The following is an 11,804-nucleotide window of genomic DNA, read 5'->3' as shown; positions in this document are numbered from 1 at the left end:
GGGGATGACACACGTTCACGCCATGAATCCGTCCGACATCCGCCACCAGCTCTTCATCGACGGCCGCTTCGTCGATGCCGCGTCGGGCGAGACGCTGCCCACGCTCAATCCGCATGACAACTCGACCCTCGCCGAGGTGGCCATGGCCGGACGCGAGGACGTCGACCGCGCCGTCGCGGCTGCGGCGCGCGCCTTTCCCGCGTGGAGCCGCATGGCGGCCGCCGACCGCGGGCGGATCCTGCTGAAGCTCGCCGACCTCATCGAGGCGAAGGCCGACGAGCTGGCGCGGCTGGAGTCGCTGGACACCGGCCATCCGCTGCGCGACTCGCGCACGCTGGACGTGCCCCGCACGGCTGCGTGCTACCGCTACTTCGGCGGCATGGCCGACAAGTTCCAGGGCGAGACGATTCCCGTCGAAGCGGGCTTTCTCAACTACACCCTGCGCGAGCCGCTGGGTGTCGTGGGTCAGGTCGTGCCGTGGAACTTCCCGCTGATGTTCACGAGCTGGAAGATGGCGCCGGCGCTGGCGGCCGGCAACTGCGTGGTGATGAAGCCGGCCGAGATCACGCCGCTCAGCGCGCTGGCCATTGCCGAGCTCATGGCCGAGGCCGGCATGCCCGACGGGGTCGTCAACATCCTGCCGGGCCTGGGCGCGGTCGCCGGCCAGGCGGTGGCCGAGCATCCGCAGATCGCGAAGATTGCGTTCACCGGCAGCACCGCCACGGGCCGGCGGATCGTGCAGGCGAGCGCCGGCAACCTGAAGAAGGTGCAGCTCGAACTCGGCGGCAAGGGCGCGAACGTCGTCTTCGACGACGCCGACCTCGGGGCCGCCATCAACGGCAGCGCGTGGGCGATCTTCCACAACCAGGGACAGGCCTGCATCGCCGGCTCGCGGCTCCTGCTGCACGAGCGGATCGCCGACGAGTTCCTCGATCGGTTCGTGGCGCTCGCGCGCTCCATCCGCGTGGGCAATCCGCTCGACGCGGCCACCGAGATGGGCCCGCTCACCAGCCTGCAGCACCGCGAGCGCGTGCTCGGCTATGTCGACATCGCGCGCGAGCAAGGCGGCGAGCTGATCGCCGGTGGCCGGGTGCCGGCCGATGCGTCGCTGGGCCGCGGCTGCTACATCGAGCCGACGGTGGTGCGCGCGAAGAGCTTTCGCGACCGCGTCGCGCAGGAGGAAGTGTTCGGGCCGTTCGTCACGGTGCTCACCTTCGCCGACGACGACGACGCGCTGGCCATCGCCAACGGCACCGACTACGGCCTGGGCGGCGGGCTGTGGACACGCGACCTGCGGCGCGCCCACCGCTTCGCCCGCGAGATGGCGAGCGGCATGGTCTGGATCAACAGCTACAAGCGCGTGAACCCTGGCTCGCCTTTCGGCGGCGTCGGCCAGAGCGGCTACGGGCGCGAGATGGGCTTCGACGCGATGCGCGAATACACGCAGGTCAAGAGCGTCTGGGTCAACGTGGACGCGCAGATCCCGGCGTGGTACCCGCGATGAACGCCTTCGTGTTCGAGCCGCACCTGCCGCGCGTCGTGTTCGGCGAGGGCTCGCTGTCGCGGCTGGCCGAGGAGATCGAGCGGCTCGGGGCGACGCGTGCGCTGGTCCTGGCGACCCCGGGGCAGGCCGACTCGGCGCGTCGCGTCGCCGAGCTGCTCGGCGGGCGCAGCGCGGGCATCTTCGCGCGCGCCGCGATGCACGTTCCCCTCGAGCTCGCCCGCGAAGCGCGCGCCGAGGCGCGTCGGCTCGGCGCGGACTGCGCGGTCGCGATCGGCGGCGGATCCACCACCGGCCTGGGCAAGGCGATCGCGCTGGACAGCGGGCTGCCGATCGTCGCGATCCCGACGACCTACGCCGGCAGCGAGATGACGCCGATCTACGGCCTCACCGACGGCGGCGTGAAGAAGACCGGACGCGATCCGCGCGTGCTGCCGAAGACCGTGCTGTACGACCCGCAGCTCACGCTCGGCCTGCCGGTGGGAGTGAGCGTCGCCAGCGGCATCAACGCCATCGCGCATGCGGCCGAAGCCTTGTACGCGCAGGACGGCAATCCCATCGTCGCGCTGATGGCCGAGGAAGGCATCCGCGCCCTCGCCGTCGCGCTGCCGGCACTCCATGCAGAGCCGCACGGCCTGCGGGCGCGCGGCGAGGCGCTGTACGGCGCCTGGCTGTGCGGCGCGGTGCTGGGTCATGTGTCGATGGGCCTGCATCACAAGCTGTGCCACACGCTGGGAGGCAGCTTCGACCTGCCGCATGCGCAGGTTCACACCGTCGTGCTCCCGCACGCGCTGGCCTACAACGCCGGCCACGCCCGGGACGCGATGGCGCGCATCGCCCGGGCGCTGGGTGCCGCAGATGCGCCGCTCGCCTTGCAGGAGCTGGCGCGGCGCCTGGGGGCGCCTGGCTCCCTGCGCGAGATCGGCATGCCCGCCGACGGGCTCGACCGCGCCGCGGAGCTGGCGGCCGGCGCCCCGTATCCGAATCCGCGGCCGCTGGAACGCACGGCGTTGCGCGCCCTGCTGCAGCGCGCCTACGAAGGCGCCGCGCCTGCTGCCTGATCACAACGAGGAGACAGCCATGCACCTGAACCGTCGACAACTGATCCAAGGCAGCGCGGCGCTCGCCGCCGGCACGGTCGCGCCGCGGCTGTGGGCCGCCGACGCCGTGAAGATCGGCTATGTGTCGCCGCAGACGGGTCCGCTCGCGCCCTTCGGCGAAGCCGACAAGTGGGTCATCGAGCAGATGAAGAGCGCGTTCAGGAGTGGTCTGGTCATCGGCGGCAAGAAGCACGACGTGCAGATCGTGCTGAAGGACAGCCAGAGCAATCCCAACCGCGCCGGCGAAGTGGCCAACGACCTGATCCTCAAGGAAAAGGTGGCCCTGGTCCTGACGGCCGGCACGCCGGAGACCGCCAACCCGGTGAGCGATGCCTGCGAGCTCAACGAGATTCCCTGCGTCTCGACCGTGGTGCCGTGGCAGCCATGGTTCTTCGGCCGCAAGGGCGATCCGGCCAAGGGCTTCAGCTGGACCTACCACTTTTTCTGGGGCCTCGAGGACGTCATCGCCAACTTCACCAACGGCTGGAAGAGCGTGACGACCAACAAGCAGGTCGGCGGCCTGTTTCCGAATGACGGCGACGGCAATGCCTGGGGCGACAAGGAGCTCGGCTTTCCCAAGCCGCTGCAGCAGCAGGGCTTCACGCTGCATGATCCTGGCCGCTTCCAGAACGGCACGCAGGACTTCAGCGCGCAGATCGCGGCCTTCAAGAAAGCCGGCGCCGAGATCATCACCGGCGTGGTGATCCCGCCCGATGCGAAGACCTTCCTGACGCAGGCGCGCCAGCAGGGACTGCGGCCCAAGGTGATCACCCTCGGCAAGGCTCTGCTCTTCCCGGGCGCGATAGAGGCGCTGGGCGAACTGGGCGACGGCCTCAGCACCGAGGTGTGGTGGAGTCCCTCGCATCCGTTCACCTCCAGCCTCACGCAGCAGAGCGCGAAGGCGCTCGCCCAGGCCTACGAGTCCGGCACGAAGAAGCAGTGGACGCAGCCGATCGGCTTCGCCCACGCGCTGTTCGAGGTGGCCGCCGACGCGCTGAAGCGATCGAGGAGCACGAGCGGCAAGGACGTGCGCGACGCCGTCGCGGCGACGAACCTCGCCACGGTCGTCGGTCCGGTGAAATGGGGCGGAGCAGGTCCCATGAAGAACGTCAGCAAGACGCCGCTGGTGCTGGGTCAGTGGGGCAAGGGCAGCAAGTACAAGGTCGAGCTGACGATCGTCAACAACGACGCGGCGACGAACATTCCGACCGGCGGAAAGCTGCGGACGCTCTGATGAGTGCGACCGTTCTCACTCCCTCTCCCGCTTGCGGGAGAGGGCTGGGGTGAGCACCGCCATGCCACTCCTCGCCCTTCACGGCGTCAGCAAGTCCTTCGGCGCGCTCAAGGTCACCGACGACATCTCGTTCGCGGTGAAAGAAGGCGAGACGCTGGGCATCCTCGGGCCCAACGGCGCCGGCAAGACGACGCTGTTCAACCTCATCAGCGGCGACCTGCGCGTCGACCGCGGAACCATCGAATACCACGGTCGCGACATCACCGCACTCAAGCCCCACCTGCGCTGTCGCAGCGGCATCGGCCGCAGCTACCAGGTGCCGCAGCCCTTCGGCCACATGACGGTGTTCGAGAACCTCCTCACCGCTGCCTGCTTCGGTGCCGGACAGTCCGAGCGCGAGGCATGGCGCACCGCCCGCGAGGTGCTCGTGCAGACAGGACTGATGCCGCACGCCAACCGCCTCGCCGGCGGGCTCACGCTGCTCAACCGCAAGCGCCTCGAGCTGGCGCGGGCGCTGGCGACCCGCCCGAAGCTGCTGCTGCTCGACGAGATCGCCGGCGGACTCGCCGAGCACGAGGCGAAGGAACTGGTCGACGAGCTGAAGCGCATCAAGGCGCAAGGCGTGACCATGGTGTGGATCGAGCACGTGGTGCACGCGCTGCTCGCGATCGCGGACCGGCTCTTCGTCGTCAACTTCGGGCAGAAGCTCGCCGAAGGCGACCCGCGCGAGGTGATGGCGGACCCCGAGGTGCGGCGCGTCTACATGGGGATGGAGGTCCACGCATGACGCAGCTGCGCACCAGCGGCCTCGAGGCCTTCTACGGCGACGCGCAGGCGCTGTTCGGCATCGACTTCGGCCTCGACGACGGCGAGACGGTCGCGATCATCGGCGCCAACGGCGCGGGCAAGAGCACCTTCCTCAAGTCGCTGTGCGGCCTGGTGCCGGTGCCGCGCGATGCCGTCGTCTTCGAGGGTGCGGCGATCGGCGGCCTGCCGCCCGGCGAGATCGTGCGTCGCGGCATCGCGCTGGTGCCCGAAGGACGCCGCCTGTTCCCCAGCCTCAGCGTCGAGGAGAACCTCCGCCTGGGCGCGAGCAGTGGCCGCACGGGCCCGTGGAACCTGGGGCGGCTGTACACGATGTTCCCCGTGCTGGCTGACAAGCGCCGGCAGCCGGCGACATCGTTGTCAGGGGGCCAGCAGCAGATGGCGGCGATCGGGCGCGCGCTGATGAGCAACCCCGCGCTGCTGCTGTGCGACGAGCTGTCGCTCGGCCTGGCGCCCATCGTGATCCGCGAGATCTACGCCGCGCTGCCGGCGATCGCCGCAGAGGGCATGACGGTGGTCATCGTCGAGCAGGACGTCGCGATGGCACAGCAGGTGTCGCAGCGCCTGGTCTGCCTCCAGGAAGGTCGCGTCTCGCTCGAGGGACGCGCGGGCGAGCTGACGCGCGAGCAGATCGCCGCGGCGTATTTCGGGGTCTGAGGCGATGGACATCCTGCTCCAGGGCCTGCTGCTCGGCGGCCTGTACTGCCTGTTCGCGCTCGGCCAGTCGCTGATGTTCGGCGTGATGCGGCTCACCAATACGGCGCAAGGCGACTTCATCGTGCTGGCCGCCTTCGGCGCCATCGCGCTCGCTTCGCTGGTGGCAATGCATCCCGCGCTGATCGCGCTGGCGATGCTGCCGATCGCCTTCGGCGCCGGCTATCTGCTGCAGCGCGGCGTGCTCAACGCCACGCTGGGCCGCGATCCCATGCCGTCCCTGGTGGTCACCTTCGGCCTGGCCATCGTGATCCAGAACGCGCTGCTCGAGCTCTTCTCGGCCGATCCGCGCTCGCTCGACAGCGGCGGGCTCAGCACGCAGAGCCTGGCAATCGCCGACACGGCGGTCGGCGTGCTGCCGCTCGTCATCTTCCTCACTGCGCTGGGCGCCACGGCCGCGCTGCAGTGGCTGTTCCAGCGCACGACGCTGGGACTGTCCTTTCGCGCCGTGTCGGACGACCGCGAGATCGCCGAGCTGATGGGACTCGACGCCAGGAAGGTCTACGCGCTGGCCACCGGCATCGCGTTCGTGCTGATCGCGCTGGCCGGCGTGCTGCAGGCGTTGCGCACGACGGTGTCGCCCAGCGACGGTCCTCTGCTGCTGCTGTTCGCCTTCGAGGCGGTGATCATCGGCGGCATGGGATCGTTCTGGGGGACCTTCGCCGGCGCGATGCTGCTCGGCCTCACGCAGCAGATCGGCTTCCGGCTGGATCCCGGCTGGGGCATCTGGTTCGGGCACCTGGTGTTCCTGTTGGTGCTGGTCGTGCGGCCGCAGGGGCTGTTTCCGAAGACTCGGGGGTGATTCCGGATGGCGACGCTTCCTCACACCACGGCGGTTCACGCCAACGCCGTTGCGACCGAGGCATCCAAGCCCGTTCGCCAGGCCGAGCCGGGTCGGACACCTCGGCCCGAACGGTTGGAGGACGCGCCGCATGCCTCGCGCGCGGCACTCGCGATCGCCCTCGCCCTCGTCGGCGTCGCCGCCACGCTGCCCTTCTGGGCCGAATCGAGCTGGATGCGCGAGTTCGTCGAGATCGCCTGCTACTTCATCTTCGCGATGATGTGGAACCTGCTGGCCGGCTACGGCGGCATGGTGTCCATCGGCCAGCAGGCGTTCTTCGGCTTCGGCGGCTACGTGATGCTCGCGCTCGGCAACTTCGCCGGAATGAATCCCTTCGTGGCCGTGCCGGTCGCGGCATTGGGCGCCGCCGCGGTTGCCGTTCCGGTGTCGTGGATCGCGTTCCGGCTGCAGGGCGGCTACTTCGCCATCGGAACCTGGGTGATCGCCGAAGTGTTCCGCCTGTCGTTCGCGAACGTCTCCGCGCTGGGCGGCGGATCGGGCACCAGCCTCGTCGCCCTGCGCGGCATCGACCGTGCCACGCGCGAGAGCACGACGTACTGGATCGCGCTGGCCTGCGTCGCGGCGGCCCTCGCGCTGGTCTACCTCTTCCTGCGCAGCAAGCAGGGGCTGGCCTTGCTGGCGATCCGCGACAACGAGACGGCGGCGGAATCGCAGGGCATCGCGGTGCAGCGCATGAAGCTCGCGGTCTACGTGGTGGCGGCGTTCGGCGCGGGCCTGGCCGGTGCGCTGTATTTCGTCGGCAACCTGCGCATCTCGCCCGATGCGGCCTTCAGCGTCAACTGGTCGGCCTTCGCGATCTTCATGGTCGTCATCGGCGGCATCGGACGCATCGAAGGACCGCTGGTGGGCGCGCTGATCTTCTGGGCGCTCAACAAGTTCTTCAGCGACTACGGAAGCTGGTACCTCATGGGACTGGGCCTGCTGGCCATCGTCGCGACCATCTTCTTCAAGCAGGGACTGTGGGGCTGGGCGCAGCAGCGCTGGGGCTGGACCCTCTTTCCCACGCGACGCACCCTGACCTGAGCGAGGCCGTCATGCGCAACATCGACGAACACACGATCACCGGCGCCGTGCTCGAGAGCCTGGAAGGCTGCGACGATCCGCGGCTCAAGCAGATTCTCGGCGCCCTGGTCACGCACCTGCACGACTTCGTGCGCGAGGTGCAGCTCACCGAGGACGAGTGGCTGCAAGGCATCCGCTTCCTCACTGCCACCGGCCAGATGTGCAGCGACACGCGGCAGGAGTTCATCCTCCTGTCGGACACGCTGGGCGTGTCGATGCTGACCGTGGCGCTGAACCGGAAGCAGTCTGCGGCGGCCACCGAGGCCACCGTGTTCGGGCCGTTCCACGTCGACGACGCGCCGCGCCTGGAACAAGGTTGCGACATCGCCGCCGGGGCGCCGGGGCGGCCGCTCGATGTGGACGTGGTCGTCAGGTCGAGCGACGGCACGCCGCTGCCCGGCGCCGAGGTCGACGTGTGGCAGGCCGACGAGGAGGGGCTCTACGACGTGCAGCGCGGCCCGCACCGCCGGGCGCGGGCCGTGATGAAGACCGATGCCGAAGGACGCCTGCGCTTTCGGGCCATCGTGCCGACGGCCTATCCGGTGCCGACCGACGGCCCGGTCGGACGCATGCTGGTCGCCAGCGGCCGGCATCCCTGGCGGCCGGCACACATCCACTTCCTGATCAAGGCCGACGGCCACGAGACGCTGACCACGCACCTGTTCCGCGACGGGGACCCGTATCTCGATTCGGATGTGGTGTTCGGCGTCAGGCGGTCGCTGGTGGTCGAGATGGGCGACACGCTCACCCACACCTTCGTGCTGGATCGCTCCTAGGCGGAAGACCGCCTACGACATCTGGCGCATCCAGCCCTGCTTCATGCCGCGCTTGACCGCCGCGAGCACCGACTGACCGGCGAAGCTCGCTGCACCGGCGGCGATGCCCTTGGCCAGCTTCGCGGCTGTCGAGGGCTCGGGCTCGGGGCGACGCCTGCGCACCGGCGGCGACCGACGCGGAACAGCGCGACGGCGCTCCCACAGCAGGGCGGTGCCCATTCCGAGCATCGTGGCCAGGCCGATGGCACCCACCGGGTTGCGCTGCACCCGCGCCGCAAGCGCCCCGCCATGAACCGGCTCGGGCGGGCGCGGCACCGGTGCCGGCGCCACCGGCGCCTTCTGCGGCGGCTGCTTATGCGGCGCCGCCGGCTGCGTCCGCCGCGAGCCGTACGAGTGCGCGTAGACCCACGTGAACTCGGCGCCGAGCAGGAAGATCTGCGCGGAGTAGTACACCCACAGAAGCAGCACCGCCAGCGAGCCGGCGGCGCCGAAGCCCGACGCCACGCTGCTCTTGCCGATGTACAGGCCGATGAGGTACTTGCCGATCGTGAACAGCAAGGCCGTGACCGCCGCGCCGATCCAGACGTCGTGCCAGCGGATGTGCACGTCGGGCATGAAGCGGTAGATCAGCGCGAACATCGCGGTGACGAAGGCGAAGCTCGCGACGAAGTTCACCGCCTGGGCCAGCAGTTCCCAGCCGCCGAACAGCGGTCCCCACCAGCCGCCCAGCGCCGAAAGGGCCGCGCTGATCACCAGCGACACCAGCATCAGGAAGCCCATGCCGAGGATCATTCCGAATGACAGCATGCGTGCGCGGATCCAGCCCCACAAACCGGACGGCTTGTTGCGCGCAGGCGCTTCCCAGATCCGGTTGAGGTCGTCCTGCAGCTCGGCGAAGACGGTGGTCGCGCCCACCAGCAGCAGCACGAGGCCGACGAGGGTCGAGATCACGCCCTTCTTCGGCTCCGACACGCTGCGCAGCAGCTCCTGCACGATGGTCGCGCCTCGTTCGCCGAGCAGGCCCTCGAGCTGGCCGACGATCGCGCCTTGCGCGGCCTCGGTTCCGAACACCAGCCCCGCCACGGCGATGACGATGAGCAGCAGCGGCGCGATCGAGAAGACGGTGTAGTACGACAGTGCCGCTCCCATGCTGGTCGCACGATCGTCGACCCAGGACGTCACGGTCTTCTTCAGCAGCTCTACGCCTTGTCTCGCCTTCATGGCCTGCTCCAGCGCGAGAGAGTGTCTCCTGCGCTGAAACGGCAAGCGGTATGCCCAGCGTCGCTCTACGGATGCGTGTCGAGCTCGTCGCGCCCGAAGCGCCGCCGCAGGATGACCCACAGCGTGGCCGCGCTGACGATCAGCACCCACCCCACGAGCGCCTTGACCGCGCCCGGCGCGCCGTCGATCAGCCAGCCCGCCAAAGCGATGCCCGGAGCGAACAGCCAGGGAAGGGGGTTGAGTCGAATCACTTCTGCAATGTCGTCTGCGAGACCGGACTCACCATGCCGAAGTTTCCACAGGAGGTGTGTAGGACGACGCCGCGTCGACACAGCGACGGCCCCCGGTCCCGGACCAGTCTTACCCCGATGAGCCGCCCCTGTCAATGCGCCGCCCTCCGCCCGGCGGTATGCTTCAGACGCCCTCCCCGACAGGCTCCAGCCGCCCTCCACTTGAACGCCGCCCTTCCTTTCGACAACCTCTATCGCCACGGCTTCGCGCGCACGGCGGTCGCCGTTCCGCGCTGCCGAATCGCCGATCCTGCATTCAACGCCGCGGAGACGTCGCGGCTGCTGCTCGAGGCGGCGTCGCAAGGCGCGGTGCTGGTCGCCTTTCCGGAGCTCGGACTGCCGGCCTACACCTGCGACGACCTGTTCCACCAGCGTGCGCTGCTCGACGCCTGCGAGCAGGCCCTCGCCACCGTCGTCGCAGCGTCCGCGCAATGCGCTGCGGTGGCCATCGTGGGACTGCCTGTGCGCGTCGACCACCTGCTGTTCAATTGCGCCGCGGTGGTGCACCGAGGCCGCGTGCTCGGCGTGGTGCCCAAGACCTACCTTCCGAACTACGGCGAGTTCTACGAAGCGCGCCAGTTCAACCCCGCCGACCATGCGCGTTCCACCGAGATCGCGCTGCTGGGACAGGAGGTGCCCTTCGGCGCCGACCTGCTGTTCGAGGCATCCGGCCTGCCGCTGTTCAAGTTCCACGTCGAGATCTGCGAGGACGTCTGGGTGCCCATCCCGCCCTCCTCGTATGCGGCGCTCGCCGGGGCCACCGTGCTGGTGAACCTGTCCGCCTCCAACATCACGGTGGGCAAGTCGGGGTACCGCCACCAGCTCGTGAGATCGCAATCGGCGCGGTGCATCGCCGCCTATCTCTATTCGTCGGCCGGACTCGGCGAGTCGACCACCGACCTCGCCTGGGACGGCCAGGCGCTCGCGTACGAGAACGGGGAGATGCTCGCCGAGTCCGAGCGCTTCAGCGATGCGTCGCACTTCATCACCGCCGACGTCGACCTCGAGCGGCTGTCGCGCGAGCGCATGCGGCAGACCAGCTTCGGCGCCTCGGCTGCGCGTCACGCGGACCGGACTGCGTTCCGCCACATCGGCTTCGAGCTCGAGATCCCGGCCGCGCGGCCGCTGCCGCTCGCGCGCATCGTCGAGCGCTTTCCGTACGTGCCGGCCGATCCGGCACGGCGCGACGAGCGCTGCGGCGAGGTCTACAACATCCAGGTGCAGGCGCTGGAGCAGCGACTGGCCGCCACCGGCATCAAGAAGGTCGTCATCGGCGTGTCGGGCGGCCTCGATTCCACGCACGCGCTGCTGGTCTGCGCGAAGGCGATGGACCGCCTCGAGCTGCCGCGCACCAACATCCTTGCCTACACGATGCCAGGCTACGCCACGAGCTCGCGCACGCTCGATCAGGCGTGGCGGCTGATGAAGGCTATCGGCTGCGAAGCGAAGCAGATCGACATTCGGGCGAGCTGCGAGCAGATGCTCAGGGACATCGGCCATCCGTTCGCCGGCGGCGAGCCCGTGTACGACGTCACCTTCGAGAACGTGCAGGCGGGCGAACGCACCAGCCACCTGTTCCGCCTGGCCAACCTGCACAACGGCATCGTCATCGGCACCGGCGACCTGAGCGAGCTGGCGCTCGGCTGGTGCACCTACGGCGTGGGCGACCACATGTCGCACTACGGCGTGAACGCGAGCGTGCCGAAGACGCTGATTCGCCATCTGCTGCGCTGGGTCGCCGATACCGAGCAGGTGGGCGCGGACGGCAGCCGCGTGCTGCTCGACATCCTCGACACCGAGATCAGTCCCGAGCTGGTCCCCAGCGCCGCGAAGGACGAGAAGCTCCAGAGCAGCGAAAGCGCCGTGGGTCCGTACGAGCTGCAGGATTTCCACCTGTACTACACGCTGCGCTTCGGCTTTGCCCCGTCGAAGGTGGCCTTCCTGGCCCACGCCGCCTGGCACGACCCGGACGCCGGCGCCTGGCCCGACGCGCAGCATGCCGAGCGCAACGCCTACACGCTGGCCGACATCAAGCGGCACCTGCGGAACTTCCTGTTCCGCTTCTTCCGCACCAGCCAGTTCAAGCGCAGCTGCATTCCAAACGCACCCAAGATCGGCTCGGGCGGTTCGTTGTCACCCCGCGGCGACTGGCGCGCGCCCAGCGACTCGGAGGCGGTGGTGTGGCTGGCCGAGCTGGAGACGGTGCCCGACTCGTGACC

At 69.4% G+C, this 11,804-nt stretch carries 11 protein-coding genes; 9 read left to right on the top strand and 2 right to left on the bottom strand.

Features of this window, described 5'->3' with window-relative positions; translation table 11 throughout:
• The first annotated feature begins 37 nt into the window (after positions 1-37).
• From P7V53_RS15130 to P7V53_RS15095, 8 genes are all read left to right on the top strand, one after another.
• Entirely contained in the window at positions 38-1,504 is a 1,467-nt protein-coding gene (locus tag P7V53_RS15130; protein ID WP_280156519.1) for an aldehyde dehydrogenase family protein, read from the top strand.
• Positions 1,501-2,562 (top strand): maleylacetate reductase, encoded by a 1,062-nt coding sequence (locus tag P7V53_RS15125; RefSeq protein ID WP_280156297.1) that lies wholly within the window; start codon positions 1,501-1,503, stop codon positions 2,560-2,562. Before P7V53_RS15130 ends, P7V53_RS15125 begins: the two co-directional genes overlap by 4 nt.
• A gap of 19 nt (positions 2,563-2,581) precedes the next feature.
• Positions 2,582-3,835 (top strand): ABC transporter substrate-binding protein, encoded by a 1,254-nt coding sequence (locus P7V53_RS15120; protein WP_280156296.1) that lies wholly within the window; start codon positions 2,582-2,584, stop codon positions 3,833-3,835.
• A gap of 61 nt (positions 3,836-3,896) precedes the next feature.
• Positions 3,897-4,622 carry an ABC transporter ATP-binding protein gene (locus tag P7V53_RS15115; RefSeq protein ID WP_280156295.1) on the top strand — a complete coding sequence of 242 codons (726 nt, stop codon included), beginning with the start codon at positions 3,897-3,899 and terminating at the stop codon, positions 4,620-4,622.
• Positions 4,619-5,317 (top strand): ABC transporter ATP-binding protein, encoded by a 699-nt coding sequence (locus tag P7V53_RS15110; RefSeq protein ID WP_280156294.1) that lies wholly within the window; start codon positions 4,619-4,621, stop codon positions 5,315-5,317. The genes P7V53_RS15115 and P7V53_RS15110 overlap by 4 nt, the downstream gene beginning before the upstream one ends.
• Positions 5,318-5,321: 4 nt before the next feature.
• Complete coding sequence (locus P7V53_RS15105) at positions 5,322-6,176, top strand: branched-chain amino acid ABC transporter permease (RefSeq protein ID WP_280156293.1); 855 nt, start codon at positions 5,322-5,324, stop codon at positions 6,174-6,176.
• Between the two features lie 6 nt (positions 6,177-6,182).
• Entirely contained in the window at positions 6,183-7,259 is a 1,077-nt protein-coding gene (locus tag P7V53_RS15100) for a branched-chain amino acid ABC transporter permease (RefSeq protein ID WP_280156292.1), read from the top strand.
• 11 nt (positions 7,260-7,270) lie between these two features.
• The gene (locus tag P7V53_RS15095; RefSeq protein ID WP_280156291.1) at positions 7,271-8,074 is read left to right on the top strand and encodes a dioxygenase; all 804 of its coding nucleotides are present in this window, start codon (positions 7,271-7,273) and stop codon (positions 8,072-8,074) included.
• Positions 8,075-8,086: 12 nt separating this feature from the next.
• Here P7V53_RS15095 and P7V53_RS15090 read toward each other — a convergent pair whose 3' ends face one another.
• Positions 8,087-9,295, bottom strand: coding sequence for a YihY/virulence factor BrkB family protein (locus P7V53_RS15090; protein ID WP_348273476.1), 1,209 nt, complete (start codon positions 9,293-9,295; stop codon positions 8,087-8,089).
• A 65-nt stretch (positions 9,296-9,360) separates the two neighbouring features.
• Positions 9,361-9,546, bottom strand: coding sequence for a hypothetical protein (locus P7V53_RS15085; protein WP_280156290.1), 186 nt, complete (start codon positions 9,544-9,546; stop codon positions 9,361-9,363).
• A gap of 201 nt (positions 9,547-9,747) precedes the next feature.
• On the opposite strand from P7V53_RS15085, the gene P7V53_RS15080 reads away from it, so the two are divergent.
• A complete protein-coding gene (locus tag P7V53_RS15080) occupies positions 9,748-11,802 on the top strand; it encodes an NAD(+) synthase (protein WP_280156289.1) in 2,055 nt (684 codons plus the stop codon).
• Positions 11,803-11,804: the final 2 nt, after the last annotated feature.

Source organism: Piscinibacter sp. XHJ-5, assembly GCF_029855045.1.
Classification (GTDB): Bacteria; Pseudomonadota; Gammaproteobacteria; order Burkholderiales; family Burkholderiaceae_C; genus Albitalea.
The sequence above is the reverse complement of the archived record's forward strand: the minus strand, read 5'-3'. Positions and strand labels throughout refer to the sequence as shown.